At 31.7% G+C, this 16,348-nt stretch carries 16 protein-coding genes; 5 read left to right on the forward strand and 11 right to left on the reverse strand.

All coding sequences use genetic code 11. The features are described 5' to 3' along the window. Positions 1-46: 46 nt before the first annotated feature. Positions 47-859, reverse strand: coding sequence for a teichoic acids export ABC transporter permease subunit TagG (tagG, locus tag ACXQH5_RS03585; protein WP_001273058.1), 813 nt, complete (start codon positions 857-859; stop codon positions 47-49). Between the two features lie 346 nt (positions 860-1,205). On the opposite strand from tagG, the gene tagH reads away from it, so the two are divergent. Beyond that, a complete protein-coding gene (gene tagH, locus ACXQH5_RS03590; RefSeq protein ID WP_001103232.1) occupies positions 1,206-2,000 on the forward strand; it encodes a teichoic acids export ABC transporter ATP-binding subunit TagH in 795 nt (264 codons plus the stop codon). A 60-nt stretch (positions 2,001-2,060) separates the two neighbouring features. On the opposite strand, the gene tarA is transcribed toward tagH, so the two are convergent. Continuing rightward, positions 2,061-2,825, reverse strand: coding sequence for an N-acetylglucosaminyldiphosphoundecaprenol N-acetyl-beta-D-mannosaminyltransferase TarA (gene tarA / locus ACXQH5_RS03595; protein WP_000215392.1), 765 nt, complete (start codon positions 2,823-2,825; stop codon positions 2,061-2,063). Positions 2,826-3,060: 235 nt separating this feature from the next. Here tarA and ACXQH5_RS03600 point away from each other — a divergent pair, with 235 nt between their 5' ends. Continuing rightward, positions 3,061-3,813, forward strand: coding sequence for a M50 family metallopeptidase (locus tag ACXQH5_RS03600; protein ID WP_001108544.1), 753 nt, complete (start codon positions 3,061-3,063; stop codon positions 3,811-3,813). 79 nt (positions 3,814-3,892) lie between these two features. Here ACXQH5_RS03600 and ACXQH5_RS03605 read toward each other — a convergent pair whose 3' ends face one another. Then, a complete protein-coding gene (locus ACXQH5_RS03605) occupies positions 3,893-4,537 on the reverse strand; it encodes a metal-dependent transcriptional regulator (protein WP_000954654.1) in 645 nt (214 codons plus the stop codon). 121 nt (positions 4,538-4,658) lie between these two features. Between ACXQH5_RS03605 and ACXQH5_RS03610 the strand changes: the two genes are divergently transcribed. Genes ACXQH5_RS03610 through mntC form a run of 3 tightly spaced genes read left to right on the forward strand, consistent with a single transcriptional unit; the run spans position 4,659 to position 7,158 of the window. Further along, on the forward strand, positions 4,659-5,402 hold the full coding sequence (locus ACXQH5_RS03610) for a metal ABC transporter ATP-binding protein (protein ID WP_000894464.1): 744 nt from the start codon (positions 4,659-4,661) through the stop codon (positions 5,400-5,402). After that, positions 5,396-6,232, forward strand: a complete 837-nt coding sequence (locus ACXQH5_RS03615) for a metal ABC transporter permease (protein WP_000889250.1) — start codon at positions 5,396-5,398, stop codon at positions 6,230-6,232. The genes ACXQH5_RS03610 and ACXQH5_RS03615 overlap by 7 nt, the downstream gene beginning before the upstream one ends. Next, positions 6,229-7,158: a manganese ABC transporter substrate-binding lipoprotein MntC gene (mntC, locus tag ACXQH5_RS03620; protein ID WP_000737654.1), complete on the forward strand. Its 930-nt coding sequence runs from the start codon at positions 6,229-6,231 to the stop codon at positions 7,156-7,158. Before ACXQH5_RS03615 ends, mntC begins: the two co-directional genes overlap by 4 nt. Positions 7,159-8,117: 959 nt before the next feature. Here mntC and ACXQH5_RS03625 read toward each other — a convergent pair. From ACXQH5_RS03625 to mnhA2, 8 genes are all read right to left on the reverse strand, one after another. After that, positions 8,118-10,160 (reverse strand): cation:proton antiporter, encoded by a 2,043-nt coding sequence (locus ACXQH5_RS03625; protein ID WP_000402172.1) that lies wholly within the window; start codon positions 10,158-10,160, stop codon positions 8,118-8,120. A gap of 339 nt (positions 10,161-10,499) precedes the next feature. After that, complete coding sequence (mnhG2, locus tag ACXQH5_RS03630) at positions 10,500-10,937, reverse strand: Na+/H+ antiporter Mnh2 subunit G (protein ID WP_000406615.1); 438 nt, start codon at positions 10,935-10,937, stop codon at positions 10,500-10,502. Then, complete coding sequence (mnhF2, locus tag ACXQH5_RS03635; RefSeq protein WP_000616642.1) at positions 10,912-11,214, reverse strand: Na+/H+ antiporter Mnh2 subunit F; 303 nt, start codon at positions 11,212-11,214, stop codon at positions 10,912-10,914. Before mnhF2 ends, mnhG2 begins: the two co-directional genes overlap by 26 nt. Next, on the reverse strand, positions 11,211-11,693 hold the full coding sequence (mnhE2, locus tag ACXQH5_RS03640) for a Na+/H+ antiporter Mnh2 subunit E (protein WP_001071971.1): 483 nt from the start codon (positions 11,691-11,693) through the stop codon (positions 11,211-11,213). Before mnhE2 ends, mnhF2 begins: the two co-directional genes overlap by 4 nt. Further along, positions 11,694-13,190, reverse strand: coding sequence for a Na+/H+ antiporter Mnh2 subunit D (mnhD2, locus tag ACXQH5_RS03645; protein ID WP_000950548.1), 1,497 nt, complete (start codon positions 13,188-13,190; stop codon positions 11,694-11,696). Further along, entirely contained in the window at positions 13,180-13,524 is a 345-nt protein-coding gene (gene mnhC2 / locus ACXQH5_RS03650) for a Na+/H+ antiporter Mnh2 subunit C (RefSeq protein WP_001048985.1), read from the reverse strand. The genes mnhD2 and mnhC2 overlap by 11 nt, the downstream gene beginning before the upstream one ends. After that, positions 13,521-13,946 carry a Na+/H+ antiporter Mnh2 subunit B gene (mnhB2, locus tag ACXQH5_RS03655; RefSeq protein WP_000661906.1) on the reverse strand — a complete coding sequence of 142 codons (426 nt, stop codon included), beginning with the start codon at positions 13,944-13,946 and terminating at the stop codon, positions 13,521-13,523. Before mnhB2 ends, mnhC2 begins: the two co-directional genes overlap by 4 nt. Then, the gene (gene mnhA2, locus ACXQH5_RS03660) at positions 13,933-16,335 is read right to left on the reverse strand and encodes a Na+/H+ antiporter Mnh2 subunit A (protein WP_000060760.1); all 2,403 of its coding nucleotides are present in this window, start codon (positions 16,333-16,335) and stop codon (positions 13,933-13,935) included. Before mnhA2 ends, mnhB2 begins: the two co-directional genes overlap by 14 nt. Positions 16,336-16,348: the final 13 nt, after the last annotated feature.

The following is a 16,348-nucleotide window of genomic DNA, read 5'->3' on the forward strand; positions in this document are numbered from 1 at the left end:
CACTTCCATTTATTAATGGTCAGCGGGGTTTCGTCATATAAATATATTACAAGAAGTCTGCAAATTGATCTCTATATTTCATGTGTAAGTATGCACCAATTGCAAAGAAAATGGCAACAATACCGAAATTGTATAACATTAATTTCCAATGATCCATGAAATACCATTCGTGATATAAAATTGCTGCACGGTATGATTCAGCAATAAAGTAAACTGGATTATATTTCATCATTTCATGAATTAAACCACTGATACCATGGTTCTTTGGTAGCCACAAAATTGGTGAAAAGTAAAATAATATTCTTAATATTGCTTGCATTAACATTTGTGTATCTCTAACTAACACACCGAGTGTTGATGTTAATAACGTCACCGAGGCAGTTAAGAAAAAACAAAACGGTACATATATCAATAATTGAATGATATGTATTGATGGATAAATACCAGTAAACATACATGCAATTATCACAAGTAAAAGTAAGCCTAAATGTCCATAAAATCTACTTGTCACAATATATGTCGGTATTATCGATAACGGGAAGTTCATTTTCGATACTTGATTAAACTTTTGTGTAATTGCTTTAGTACCTTCTAAAATACCTTGGTTGATGAAGAACCACATACTGATACCAACCAATAACCAATAAACAAAAGGTACACCATGAATTGGTGCATTACTTCTTATTCCTAATCCAAAAACCATCCAGTAAACCATAATTTGCATAACAGGGTTAATTAATTCCCATGCCACACCTAAATAGTTACTATGATTGATAATTTTAACTTGAAACTGAGCCAGTCTTTGAATTAAATAAAAGTTCTTTACATGTTCTTTAAAAACTGTTCCTATTGCTGACATTCCATTAAACCACACTTTCAAATGTTTAACTATTTCTCTACTTAACTAAATAGTATTATAATAATTGTTGTAAATACTATCACTATACATGGATGCTATCAAAATTATTGTCTAGTTCTTTAAAATATTAGTTTATTACAAATACATTATAGTATACAATCATGTAAGTTGAAATAAGTTTAGTTTTTAAATATCATTGTTATCATTGATGATTAACATTTTGTGTCAAAACACTAACTCTGATAATAACAAAATCTTCTATACACTTTACAACAGGTTTTAAAATTTAACAACTGTTGAGTAGTATATTATAATCTAGATAAATGTGAATAAGGAAGGTCTACAAATGAACGTTTCGGTAAACATTAAAAATGTAACAAAAGAATATCGTATTTATCGTACAAATAAAGAACGTATGAAAGATGCGCTCATTCCCAAACATAAAAACAAAACATTTTTCGCTTTAGATGACATTAGTTTAAAAGCATATGAAGGTGACGTCATAGGGCTTGTTGGCATCAATGGTTCCGGCAAATCAACGTTGAGTAATATCATTGGCGGTTCTTTGTCGCCTACTGTTGGAAAAGTGGATCGTAATGGTGAAGTCAGCGTTATCGCAATTAGTGCTGGCTTGAGCGGACAACTTACAGGGATTGAAAATATCGAATTTAAAATGTTATGTATGGGCTTTAAGCGTAAAGAAATTAAAGCGATGACACCTAAGATTATTGAATTTAGTGAACTTGGTGAGTTTATTTATCAACCAGTTAAAAAGTATTCAAGTGGTATGCGTGCAAAACTTGGTTTTTCAATTAATATCACAGTTAATCCAGATATCTTAGTCATTGACGAAGCTTTATCTGTAGGTGACCAAACTTTTGCACAAAAATGTTTAGATAAAATTTACGAGTTTAAAGAGCAAAACAAAACCATCTTTTTCGTTAGTCATAACTTAGGCCAAGTGAGACAATTTTGTACTAAGATTGCTTGGATTGAAGGCGGAAAGTTAAAAGATTACGGTGAACTTGATGATGTATTACCTAAATATGAAGCTTTCCTAAACGATTTTAAAAAGAAATCCAAAGCCGAACAAAAAGAATTTAGAAACAAACTCGATGAGTCCCGCTTCGTTATTAAATAAACCGAGAAAACCGAGAATCTCCATTTAAGGATTTCCTCGGTTTTATTTTTGTCATCATGACTATTTCGCCTTTTTTATTTTTCTTTTTGCTTTGGCTATTTTATACATAAATATAGGAATACTCTTCAATCTACCAATACGTTTCCAATCTATTAATGCTCTATAAATCCATTCAATGTTTAATTTTCTAAAGATATAAGGCGCTCTCTTTTTAGCCCCAGCAAATACTTCAAGAGAACCACCTACGCCCATCATCACTGTAGATTCAAATTGATTTTCATGTGTCATAATCCATTCTTCTTGTTTAGGGAATCCCATACCTACAAATATGTAATCAGGTTTAAACAGTTCAATTCGTTTCACTACCGTCTCATCTTGTAAATCAATATAACCGTGATGATGTGCAAACGATATGTTTGGATATCTTTGTTGCAATGCATATTGTGCCGCTTCTACAACTTCATTAGTTGCCCCTAACAAAAATACTTTTTGATGATTTACATGAGCAATTTTCAAACATTCATCCATCAACTCAATACCAGGTATACGATGCGCTAGAGGTTGCTTTAAACGATGCGAAGCTTTGACTACTCCTGTCCCATCAGCAACAATATAGCTCGCTTGATTTATTAACTCTAAATACGCTTGATGTGTCGTCGCGTAATTCACTATTTCAGGGTTGGCTGTTACTATAAAAAGATTATTCGTTGATTGATTTGCAAAAAAGGTTTTAATATTTTCAACCATTTGCAACATTGTTGTATTATCAAAGTCGACCCCTAAAATGTCAACTTTGGCTGTATTGGATCTTTCTTCAACAGTCATAACAGGAATCTCCTATCTTATTTCATTATTATGTTAGTGTAATCAATATTAACAGTATTTATATTCATCCTATTTATATCGAAATGATTTTGCTTTATTTTAACACATATTCACCTTTTCAAAAATTAAAATTAGTTTAACTAAGGTAAGTCTAAAGTCTAACGCTATTGATGCCAATATCATTTATAATAAATGATAAGCAAACTTTAAATTACTATCTTATATGAGGTTAACAATGAATTATTTATCAAACTTTTTTAATACGACAATTCAACTTAATATATACATTATCGTTATTGTTGCAGCTTGTTATATTGCTATTCATCAATATAGACATAAGCCTGTTTTGAACTATTTAGATGTCATTTTAAACTATATCCCTGTTTTAACACATGAATTTGGTCATGTACTGTTTAATAAACTCGCTGGTGGCCGTGCAAAAGATTTAGTCATTGTAACAAGTCCACGAGAGCGACAACAGACATTACAACAAGGATTCGCAATTACACAATCTAGACATCTAGCAGGCCAATGGCTTACAACGATTGGTGGTTATTTTATGCCACCTATTATGTTATTGATAGGTTTAGCGTCGAGCCATTATCAGATACCTAGTTTCTTTATATTTACCTATTTATTGATATTTATTTATTTTTTAATATTAACATCTAGAAAAGGCTCACCCATTGTTGTTATAACTTTAATTTCTATCATGTTGTATTTTATATTAAAAGATGAAAATATAGGAGAAATTCAACTACTTGTCACAATGAGTTATCAATATATTTTAGGCGTATTATTAGGCGAAGTTCTACAATCTAGTTGGACGATTGCTAAATTGACTTTCCAGCGTCCAAGTCCACAGTGGGATGGTAGTGCACTTAAAGAACTCAGTCATGTACCTATCTTCATTTATAGTACAATCTGGATTATCTTCAATCTTTATGCAGTGAATATTTTACTCAAATATACTCACTTGATAAATTAACTAATAAAAAAGAAGCCTAAAGCAATTATTCATATGTCTTTATCAGTACAATCATGGATATCTTTATGGCTTCTTTATTTTATTTTTCAGCAAACATGTTCATTGCATTTTCGTAACTGACAATAATTACATTATCATTACGTTTGATGATAATAACTTTATTCATTTCATCTTTCGATACAATTTCCACTTCATTACCAATAGAGATATCTTTACTAGACAAATATATTAGCAAATCAGTCTTATCTCTCACACGTTTAATTGTAACGATATCGCCAGGTTCATAATTCAATATCGTTGTTATATATTTCTCTTTATATTCATTATTTCTAGGAATCACACCGCCGTGCGGGCAAGTTTCTGGGAAATTTAACAAGCTATCCAGCCTTTCAACAAATAAATCTGAAATTCGATGTTCTAAAATTTCTGCTTCTTGATGTACTTCTTCCCAATTATATTTCAATATTTCTATTAAAAATAATTCTAATAGTCGATGTCTCTTAATAATATCAAGCGTATGCGTTAAACCATCCTCTGTTAATCTAACACCTTTGTACGGTTTTGTTTCAACATAGCCTGCTTTTTCGAGACGTCCTACCATTTCACTTACAGATGGAGGCTTAATATTTAAAAATTGAGATAAGATTTTATTTGTTACAAAGTTTTTATCGCCATTATTCGTAAGGATTGCCTTTAAATAGTCTTCTTTTTCTTCAGTTAACATACTTTCACCTCACATACATTGTCTATATTATATCACGAATTTACTTGACATGATAAATATTCTCAGTTTATTATACAATTAATTAGGTTAGCCTAAACTTTTAATTAGGAGGTATAAACGTTTGTTAGAAACAAAAGATTTAAATCTGTTTTTAGGTAATAAGCATGTACTTAAAAACATTTCCTTATCGATACCAGTACGCGGCGAAATAATTGGTATCATGGGCCCGAATGGTGCTGGTAAATCTTCCCTTATCAAGTCTTTAATTGGTGAATTTAATGCTACCGGTACTAAATTGTTATATAACAAACCTATACAACAACAACTGCAACATATTACATATATTCCACAAAAAGCACATATTGATTTAGATTTTCCTATAAGTGTGGAACAAGTGATTTTATCAGGTTGCTACAAAGAAATTGGATGGTTTAGACGACCTAATAAATCAGCAAGGGATAAACTCAAACAGTTATTAAGCGATTTAGAATTAGAATCTTTACGTCATCGACAAATTTCAGAATTAAGTGGTGGACAATTACAACGTGTGCTAGTAGCAAGAGCATTGATGTCCGAAAGTGAAGTTTATTTTCTAGATGAGCCGTTTGTCGGAATTGATTTTAGTAGCGAAAAATTAATCATGACAAAAATCGAGAACTTAAAACAACAAGGAAAACTTATTCTTATCATCCACCATGATTTATCAAAAGCAAAGCAATACTTTGATCGCATTATTCTATTAAATCAAACATTACGATACTTTGGTGATAGTGAAGAGGCTATGAGTGTCACTCGCTTAAACGAAACATTTATGAGTAGCACTGACTGTAGTGACCCTAGTCAAAGGAGCAATATAACATGTTAGAGTTTGTCGAACATTTATTTACATATCAATTCTTGAATCGAGCATTGATAACTTCAATTATTGTAGGGATAGTTTGTGGTACAGTTGGTAGTTTAATTGTATTACGTGGTCTTTCATTAATGGGAGATGCAATGAGTCACGCAGTATTACCTGGTGTTGCCCTATCATTCTTATTTGGTATTCCAATGTTTATAGGCGCACTTATAACTGGTATGATCGCAAGTATTTTTATCGGTTATATCACATCTAGTAGTAAAACGAAACCTGACGCCGCTATTGGAATTAGTTTTACCGCTTTCTTAGCTTCGGGGATTATTATTATTAGCTTAATAAACACTACGACAGATTTGTACCATATTCTGTTTGGTAATTTACTGGCAATCACAAATAGTGCATTTTTAACTACTATTGTGATTGGTTCAATCGTCCTTATTCTAATCATTATTTTCTATCGTCCATTAATGATTTCTACATTCGATCCAACGTTTAGTAGAATGAGTGGTCTAAATACGACGTTATTACATTACTTTGTGATGTTGTTACTCTCATTAGTAACAGTAGCAAGTATTCAAACGGTAGGTATTATTCTTGTAGTTGCACTATTAATTACACCTGCATCTACAGCATTTTTAATTAGTAAAAAACTATACTCAATGATGATTATAGCAAGTTTAATAAGTGTCATAAGTTCAATTGTCGGACTTTATTACAGCTATATTTACAACATTCCTAGTGGTGCGACAATCGTACTTTGTACGTTTGTAATTTATATCATCACATTATTTTTCACAAAATTTACGAATAGAAAGAAACGAGGAAGTTTAACATGAAAAAATTAGTACCTTTATTATTAGCCTTATTACTTTTAGTTGCTGCATGTGGTACTGGTGGTAAACAAAGCAGTGATAAGTCAAATGGCAAATTAAAAGTAGTAACGACGAATTCAATTTTATATGATATGGCTAAAAATGTTGGTGGAGACAACGTCGATATTCATAGTATTGTACCTGTTGGTCAAGATCCTCATGAATATGAAGTTAAACCTAAAGATATTAAAAAGTTAACTGACGCTGACGTTATTTTATACAACGGATTAAATTTAGAGACTGGTAACGGTTGGTTTGAAAAAGCCTTAGAACAGGCTGGTAAATCATTAAAAGATAAAAAAGTTATCGCAGTATCAAAAGATGTTAAACCTATCTATTTAAACGGTGAAGAAGGCAACAAAGATAAACAAGATCCACACGCATGGTTAAGTTTAGATAACGGTATTAAATACGTAAAAACAATTCAACAAACATTTATCGATAACGACAAAAAACATAAAGCAGATTATGAAAAGCAAGGTAACAAATACATTGCTCAATTGGAAAAATTAAATAATGACAGTAAAGACAAATTTAATGACATTCCAAAAGAACAACGTGCCATGATTACAAGTGAAGGTGCCTTCAAGTACTTCTCAAAACAATACGGTATTACACCAGGTTATATTTGGGAAATTAACACTGAAAAACAAGGTACACCTGAACAAATGAGACAAGCTATTGAGTTTGTTAAAAAGCACAAATTAAAACACTTATTAGTAGAAACAAGTGTTGATAAGAAAGCAATGGAAAGTTTATCTGAAGAAACGAAGAAAGATATCTTTGGTGAAGTGTACACAGATTCAATCGGTAAAGAAGGCACTAAAGGTGACTCTTACTACAAAATGATGAAATCAAATATTGAAACTGTACACGGAAGCATGAAATAACACGCTGTGTTTTAATGAAGTAAGATGAATTGATGTTGATGCAACCTAAAATATTGGTATCTCCAATATTTTAGGCCACACATCAACATAACAAAGTCGAAGGCTAATAGTCCCATATCGTGCGTTAAATATATATTACCCTCCTATTAATATATATACCGTTCCCGATCGCACGATATGGTGGTATTAGAACTTCTCTTTGAGCGAGAGAGAAAAGCTAGAAGTTCTTATGCAGTTTTAATTAAACTGTAAACATTTATCACTCTTTAAATCAAAGAGCAAAGTTAAAAGCTTTATGTGGTTTTAATTAAACTGTCGTTCCCTTCATCTCTTTTAACCACAGAGATGCGTTAGAAGTTCTTCTAATACAATTTATACAACGCCATTCCCTACACACTCTTATAAAAGAGATTCACGCGCGTCAATAAATTGTATTACATACTAACTAAAAAGCTTTTCTTAATCGTACTAACGAAGTTAGAGGTTCTTATGTGATTGGACAACTGTTCTCCCTACTAGACTTTTAGCATAGCTGGTTAAAAGTACTAATACAGATTGTTCAATTGTATGCCCCTTTCCTTTGAACGGAATATTAAAAGCTATGTGCAGTAACTTTTAATAGGCATACCACTTTTGCATCAAGCTATAAATAATCGCATACTTTGATATTTAATCTGGCCTATCAAAGTAAACATCTATGGTTTCCTCCCCCCATAGATCCTTAAGCCACACTCATCCGATGTCATATGAGTGTGGCTATTTTTTGTGAATGCACTTATCTTCATCTTTAAATGACTTCGATTAATCTATCTCCTCCAATTTTTAAAACTTATTTCAATTAAATCTCAAATATTAATAATTCGTATAGTTTAAAACTATCTATTCAATTCCCCTAAAATAAAAGGGATTGATGAAAAGCCATTCAGTTTTTCATCAATCCCTTTTAGCATAATTACGAACTACGTCATACTATCTACAATAACCATTTCATCATAATTGATGGCTTCTCTTAGTTTTAACGCTGTACCTTCTGATACTTCATCTGTATCAATCAACTCACGTAAAATGCGACGTTGTTCTCTCAATGCATTTAATTTAATTTTAGTAATCGTATCTTCACTTGCTGAGTTGAAGAAATTAGACGGTGTTAAGTTTTCAATTCGCATTAAATAACCGTCACAAACCATTCCAACTTCAAGTGTATTATCTTTTGTTGTTTCCTTAGACAAACGACTAACCACATTATAATGGACTAATTTATTAATTTTGTTTAATTCCATTAAGTTATCCGTAACACTAAGTGAAGATGCCGAGTTCACTCTCGTTTGTACTCTTCGTTTTAATAAAGCACCTCGTAATAATACAATCATTCTTCTTATTAATGATGCTTGTCTATATACCTGTGTTCTTTCAGCATAACGCATATAGTTTTCAAGTACACTATTCGTTATTTGTCCTTCATCTACTAAAGACTCTAATGTTTTTGTTTCTACATTAAAAGCAATTTTTTGTAGACGTTCTAATTCTTTAGAGTTTTCATCATCTTTCTCTACAGTTTTTAAAAATGCTAATTTATCATGATATTCTTTAATCACGTTACCATATTTAAAACTTGTTTCGAAAGTAGATTTTTGATTTAGATAATCAATAACTTGTTCTAATATATAAATTCTAGCAACTTTAAACGACATATTGCCAATTACTGTTTTAGGTGCAGGTTTCGTTAATAATGGCAATAATACTTGTGCAACTACCAAACTAATAATAACCATACCAGATGCAATAAATAATAAGTCGTTTCTATACGTAAAAGCATGATGACCTGCTAAAAAATACGGTAACGTTAATGCGATTGCTAAAGAAATTGTTCCATGCACACCACATAACGTCATAATTAAAGCGTATAAACTTCGCTTTGGTGGTTTCTCAGTTGTTGGATTATCATCATCATTTTTAGTCATCATTTTTTGGAATGGACTGATGGCTAAATAAAAATAAGGATATAAGACATAAACCCAAACAAATCTAAATAGATAGACAGCTAAAGCAACAACAATAGTGATGCCTATTAAAAAGATTAAATTGTGCGGTTCTGTTTTGATAATTTTAATAATAACTTCAGGTACTAAAAATCCTAATATTGAAAAAACAAAGCCATTTAAAACATAACCTAGTATATTCCATGTATGATTGTAACTCATTTGTAGTTGTGTACGTACTTGCATAATTCTGTCACGTTCGAAACCATGTACAAGTCCTGCAACTACTGCCGCAATGATTCCTGATGCGTGAAACAATTCAGCAATTAAATACGTAACAAATGGTGTTAACAATTGAATAATTGTAAACATATTAATGTTTTCATATCCTCGACGCATCAATGTTAATCGGAACCTTACTAATGCCATACCTATAAGTAAACCAACCACTGCGCCACCAATTGATGCAATTAAAAACAACTGAACAGCATCAACAAGTGAAAAAGCACCTGTAACTAATACTCCAACAGCTATTTTAAATGAAATAATACCAGCAGCATCATTCAATAATGACTCACCTTCAAGAATTGTCATTGCTCCTTTTGGCAAGACCTTTCCTTTAGTGATTGCTTGCACTGCTACTGCATCAGTAGGACAAAGAATGGCAGCAATTGCAAATGCTGCTCCAATAGGTAAATCTGGCCAAATCCAATGAATAAATAAACCTACACCTATCACAGTAGTAATAACTAATCCTAATGCCATCATCATCACTGGCTTAATATATTTCCTTAAATGGACTCTAGAAACATTAACACCTTCTACAAATAACAAAGGCGCAATCATTGTTACCATAAACAATTCAGAATCAAAATTAAATTGAACAGGGATTGGGGTAATAAATAGTAACATGCCCAAGAAAATTTGTATAAATGCTAGGGGTACTTTAGGTATGAAAGTATGGACAAACGAACTTAGTATCACAACAGCTATAAATATAAGAATTGTTTCAAATATTTCCAAACTTTCACCTCTCTAAAAAGTATTGTTTAATTGAAAATTAAGTATCACATCTCGTTGTAATTATACTTTAGAGGATAAATTGAGTTAGCGACCACAAAAGCACTTTAATATAGATATATGTCTACGATTGCAGTACTTAAATTTGCAATTATTTAATTTTATTTTATCACTAATTGTTTGTATAAATAAACAACTTGCTTTCACATAACAACATTAACTTATAATACAAAAAATGAGCACCTTAAAATCGACTAGCCAATTTCAAAGTACTCATTTAATGATTAATTTTGAAAACAAATCTTCAAAAGCATTGTTATGCTTAACAATTTAGCCAACAATTCAATCGTTTTGATACCATTTCTTACGATGCTCTTCTCGTTTTTTAGCACGTAATTGTAATGCTTCTGTAGAGTTTTGTTCATTTGAACTTAATAATATTGATGCATGTGTGTGATCATCATTTTTTCGATACATATAAGCGCCGTTGCGATAAGCAGCGCGAGCGACTAAGTGCATGCCGACGGGTGAAGTTAAATTAATAAAAACAAGTGATAGTAATAAACGCACACTGAAAAATCCTGTATTCACAATAAAATAAATTAATACACCGATTAAAGTTAATAACACGGATAAAGTCGAACTTTTTGTTGCAGCATGACTTCTTAAGAAAACATCTTGGAATTTCACGATACCTATTGCACTAATAAGAGCAATAAAACTACCTAACAACAACATCACAGCAGCAATAAGACTAAAGATTTCTTTTGTTATTTCCATTAAACACATGCCCCCCACCAATAAAGCGCGATATTGAAACAGAACTTACAAAAGATATAATGGCAATGAGCATGATTGAATCTAAGAAAGAAACGGTGCCCATAAGTACACTTAACACACCCACAATTGACATTACGACAGCACTTGTTGTATCAAATGTAACGACACGATCTGCTGTTGTAGGTCCCTTGATTAATCTAAATAAACAGATGATTAATGCAATTCCAAAAATAATGAGTGAACTAATAATCATAATATGTGTTATTGTTTGTATCATCGCGACACCTCCAATATTAAGTCTTCATAATGCTTAATACTTCTTAACAAACTATCTTTTTCTTTTTCTGACACGTCGATACTATGAATAAAAAACTTTTTAGAGTCTTGAGAAATTCGTATTACTGTAGACCCTGGAGTTATAATAATTAAAATTGTTAAAAATGTTATTGCCCAGTCACTAGTTAGTCTTGTTTCATATGAAAGTAATCCAGGGTTCATATCTTTTGTTTTAAAAAGAATATAATTAATCGTGCTAATGCTAGATGTTATTAATTGATATAAATAAACACCTAAAAATTTAATAGCTACCCAAATTTTTCTAACATAAAAATCATCGCTGAAAAACCTGTGTAATATATAAATGACAATTAAACCAATTAGATATCCAGAAAAGAAAGTCGAGAATTTAAAATGATCTTCATCTTGAAATAATACCCATAAGAATGCAATGATAATATTTAAAACTATTTGATTCATTTAGTCCTCTCCTTTCAAATGCGGATTTACAAGTTTTTGATATAATTGATCACTCGTGTTCAACTCAGTTGCATCACTTGTAACATTTAACACAACAGGCGCAGCAATTCCGATTGCGATAACCACAACTACTAAAATACTTAAAATTCTTTTTCGATATAGTGGGATTTTCTTAAAATTAACTTCCTCCCCATCTTTATCTCCAAAATACATATAAAAAAGTATCCTAAATAAACTGTACATTGCAATTAGACTAGTAATAATCATTAACGCTAGTCCAATATAATTGCCATTTTGCAATGCACCTTGGAAAATAAGTACTTTCCCCGGAAAGCCACTAAATGGGGGCACGCCGCCAATAGCAAAAATCATTATAATAAACGCAACTCCAAATAAAGGTTCTTTTTTAGCTAAGCCATTCAAATATTGATATTGTCGATAGCCTGTAATGTAAACTAAACTACCAATAATAAAGAATAGCAATGTTTTTACAACAATATCATTTACTAAATAAAATATTGCACCATTAATACCTGCAAACGTGTTTGTTCCCAAACCTAAAATGATAAATCCTATTGATATTATGACTTGGTAAGCTGCAATCTTTTTAATATCTTTATAAGCAATGACACCTATAGCGCCGATGACCATAGTTATAGCAGCCATAGTTGCTAGCAATGGATGTATGAGATCATTATGTTGATCAAATAGTAGAGTGAAGAATCGAATTAATGCATAGGCCCCTACTTTGGTCATTAACGCTGCAAATAATGCTGCAAGCTCAGTATTTAACACTGCGTATGCTTTAGGTAGCCACATAAAAAGGACCAGCGCTGCTTTAGCACTAAATGCGACTAAGAAGATTAATGAAATCATTGTTACAGTGCGATTATCTCCCATATCATTCAAACGCATTGCAATATGTGAAAAGTTTAATGTACCTACTGTTTTATAAAGTAAACCTATACCTAATAAGAATAGCCATGAACCAATAATATTCAAGACAACATAAATAATTGCAGCACGTAATTGTTCTACAGATTGTCCAAGTGTAATGAGTACAAATGACGCAAGTAACATAATTTCAAACATGACGTATAAATTAAATAAATCTGATGTTAGAAAAGAGCCTATCACGCCAACGCTTAAAAATAATATGAACGATGGCAAGTGATAACGATTTGCTTTATGTTCGCCACGCCCAAATCCGTATGCCATAATTAAAGTAATCACAAACGAAGCGGTTGTAACCATAATTAAACTTAAAGAATCTCCTAAAAACTGTATACCAAAGGGCGCTGACCATCCTCCAAAGTCTAGCGTAATTGGACGGTGACGCTGAACATAAATTAATAGCATTAATGAAATAATTGTGGTGATAGTCATTGTACCTAAGTATAAATATTTAGAAATACGGTCATTATTTTTTAAAAATACAAGGATTAAGGCACAAAGGAATGGTAATAACATTGGTAAAATCAATAAGTTACTTAGCATCATCTTCCCCCCTTAGGCCTTCGATTTCATCTTCTTTTGTTACTTTATAAGTTCTATAAACAAGTACAAGTAAAAACGCAGTCATCCCAAACCCTATAACTATTGCAGTTAGTACAATAGCTTGTAACAAGGGATCAACAAACAATTGGTTTCCACCAGTTATTAATGGTTCTGATCTACTAGAACCATACGTTCCCATACTCATGATAATGAGATTACCGGCATGAGTATATATTGAAATTCCGATTACAATACGAATTAAATTGATTGATAAAATCATATATGTTCCTATAAATACTAAAAATCCTATAACTAGTAATAATATTAAATTCATGATCGACCTCCGCTAAGCGACAACATCACTGTGACAATAACACCAACAACTGAAAATAAAATACCTAATTCAAAAAGTGTTATTGTACTTACATGAATTTGCCCTAAAATTGGAAGTATCCAAGTTGTTTCATATTGAGACAAAAATGGTTTTCCAAAAAACATAGGTATTATCGCAGTAATAGATGATACCAATGCTCCAATAATCATTAAAATTCTAAAATCAATCGGTAAACTTTCTAAAACCTCTTCAACATTAAAAGCCAGAAACATTAAAATAAACGCTGAACTAAATATTAAACCACCAATAAAGCCACCACCAGGATTATTATGACCTGCGAAGAAGACATAGAATCCGAAAGTCAATAATATAAATACAACAAGTTTCGTGACCGTTCTTAACACGACATCATTCTCTTTCATCTTGTCCCCTCCGATCTTGATAATTTAGTAATGTGTAAATACCTAGCCCAGTAATAATTAACACTAATCCTTCAAATAATGTATCTAATGCTCTAAAGTCACCAAGTATCGCATTTACAATATTTTTACCACCTGTTAGTTTGTCAGCTTTTAAATAGAAGTCTGATATTGATGATAAACCATCTGTTTGTTGTGTAATAAAAATTAATGATACAACAATAAGTGCCATCAAGAGTGATACAGAAATTTTAATTATTTCTCTTTTTTTGTTAGCGTTAGATCTTGGCACGTTTGGTAATCTTGAAAAACTGACAATAAATAGTATCGTCGTTATTGTTTCAACTACTAGCTGAGTCAATGCTAAATCAGGGGCTTTCATTGCTATAAAGAATAAGGTCACAACAAAACCGATGACTCCATTTAAAATTACCATGGTTAGTCGTTGACGTATAAAAATTAAAGAAATACCAATTGTGACAGTTACGATTGCTAATATAATTTCTAATGCCCCAAATTCAGAAACATGTAACTGATGTACTTTAGGAAGTCCAATTCGAATATAACCGTATCCGATGATTACCATAAATATGCCCAGTGTCATAATAATGTATTGGTTTAAACGATCTTGCATAACACGTTTAAATCGCTTCGTAGCAAACTTTTCAAAATGTCTATATATCATCTCATAGCTTTTTGAAACTGAAATCTGTCTGATTTTACCCGTGAACACTTTTTTCCAATCTACTTTGATTGCTAGTACACTACCCAATAAAATAATGATGATGGTTAAAAGAAGCGGTATGTTAAATCCATGCCATTGCGAAACATGTGGTGCCAATTGATCAATTTGATGATTACCAGCTGATACAGCTCTTAATGCTGGAACGATAATCCACTTCCCAAATATATTTGGTACAAAAAAGATTACAGGTACTAGCACCATTAATATAAGAGATGGTAAACTAAACAACCATGGTTCGTGGATATTTTTTTTAGTAAAAACCTTAGAATCATATTTTGTCCAAAATACCTCTTTTACCATGTATAGTGCATATGTGAATGTAAAAACACTCGCAATAACACCAACAAACACGATAGCTATCATTGAAATCAAACTAAATTGGGATAATTGTCCAGTTTGTGTTAATGCATCTAAGAACATTTCTTTACTTAAAAATCCATTTAAAAATGGTACTCCAGCCATAGATAGAGCCGCTATCGTCATGACTAGATTCATTTTAGGAAATAGTTGACGCATTCCACTTAAAATTCGTATGTCCCTTGAACCTGCTTCATGATCTAAAATACCTACTCCCATGAAAAGCGCACATTTAAAGATGGCATGATTCATTAGATGGAACAATGCTGCAAATAACACGAATACATAAATAGATGCTATTGCGTCTTGTAGGTGTTGAGCATATCCACCACCGATACCGACCATTGCCATAATCATTCCTAGTTGACTGATTGTTGAATACGCTAGAATTCCCTTTAAATCCCATTGTTTTAAAGCTGTGATTGAGCCAAATAACATAGTTATTAACCCGACAAAGGTTACGATATATATGTACATATTGCTAAGACCTAATAATGGTGTAAATCGAAGTAATAAAAAGATACCAGCTTTTACCATCGTGGCTGAATGTAAATAAGCACTTACAGGTGTAGGTGCAGCCATTGCTCTAGGTAGCCAAATATGAAATGGAAATTGTGCTGATTTTGTAAATGCACCTAATAAAAACATAAAAATCATAGGCATAAACAATCCATGATTCTTAATATGATCTGCCTGTCCTAATATGTCAGTGATGTTATTCGTTCCTGTCATGATATACAGCATTATAAAACCAACTAATAACGCCAATCCACCAAATACTGTAATCATAAATGATTGAATCGCACCAAATTGACTGTCACCATTGTTATACCAATATGAAATCAATAAAAATGATGATACACTCGTTAATTCCCAAAAAATGTACATCAATATCGTATTGTCTGATAATACAATACCAATCATACTGAACATAAATAACGTTAAATAAAAATAAAACCTTGGTAAATTGTCTTTTCGAGAGGATAAATATTGAGTTGCATAGAAGAATACTGCAATTCCAATAAGTGAAATAATAAGAGAAAACATTAAACTTAAACCATCTAAACGTAAATCTAAATTGATATCTAATGTCTTAATCCATGGAATAGAGGTAGAAAGATATTGCAGTTTAGCTACTGATGGTATTTGAATCAAAAAATAAATAGATGAAATTACAGGTGCAATCAACGCTATGTACCCGGCATATTTAGCCAATGCTCTACGTTTAGACATTAGAAGTATCATCGCCATAATCACAAGTATGGCAATTAATAAATAAACCAAACTCATTATTAGCCTCCTT

The sequence above is a fragment of the Staphylococcus sp. SA22 genome (genome assembly GCF_054165785.1).

What these genes read in the sequence shown, in the direction of transcription:
- mnhD2 (WP_000950548.1), bottom strand. Translation starts at nt 13,190, where the DNA reads ATGCTAAGTAACTTATTGATTTTACCAATGTTATTACCATTCCTTTGT.
- tarA (WP_000215392.1), bottom strand. Translation starts at nt 2,825, where the DNA reads ATGACTGTTGAAGAAAGATCCAATACAGCCAAAGTTGACATTTTAGGG.
- mnhG2 (WP_000406615.1), bottom strand. Translation starts at nt 10,937, where the DNA reads ATGGAAATAACAAAAGAAATCTTTAGTCTTATTGCTGCTGTGATGTTG.
- mntC (WP_000737654.1), top strand. Translation starts at nt 6,229, where the DNA reads ATGAAAAAATTAGTACCTTTATTATTAGCCTTATTACTTTTAGTTGCT.
- ACXQH5_RS03600 (WP_001108544.1), top strand. Translation starts at nt 3,061, where the DNA reads ATGAATTATTTATCAAACTTTTTTAATACGACAATTCAACTTAATATA.
- tagG (WP_001273058.1), bottom strand. Translation starts at nt 859, where the DNA reads ATGTCAGCAATAGGAACAGTTTTTAAAGAACATGTAAAGAACTTTTAT.
- mnhC2 (WP_001048985.1), bottom strand. Translation starts at nt 13,524, where the DNA reads ATGAATTTAATATTATTACTAGTTATAGGATTTTTAGTATTTATAGGA.
- mnhE2 (WP_001071971.1), bottom strand. Translation starts at nt 11,693, where the DNA reads ATGAATCAAATAGTTTTAAATATTATCATTGCATTCTTATGGGTATTA.
- mnhB2 (WP_000661906.1), bottom strand. Translation starts at nt 13,946, where the DNA reads ATGAAAGAGAATGATGTCGTGTTAAGAACGGTCACGAAACTTGTTGTA.
- ACXQH5_RS03605 (WP_000954654.1), bottom strand. Translation starts at nt 4,537, where the DNA reads ATGTTAACTGAAGAAAAAGAAGACTATTTAAAGGCAATCCTTACGAAT.
- tagH (WP_001103232.1), top strand. Translation starts at nt 1,206, where the DNA reads ATGAACGTTTCGGTAAACATTAAAAATGTAACAAAAGAATATCGTATT.
- mnhA2 (WP_000060760.1), bottom strand. Translation starts at nt 16,335, where the DNA reads ATGAGTTTGGTTTATTTATTAATTGCCATACTTGTGATTATGGCGATG.
- ACXQH5_RS03615 (WP_000889250.1), top strand. Translation starts at nt 5,396, where the DNA reads ATGTTAGAGTTTGTCGAACATTTATTTACATATCAATTCTTGAATCGA.
- mnhF2 (WP_000616642.1), bottom strand. Translation starts at nt 11,214, where the DNA reads ATGATACAAACAATAACACATATTATGATTATTAGTTCACTCATTATT.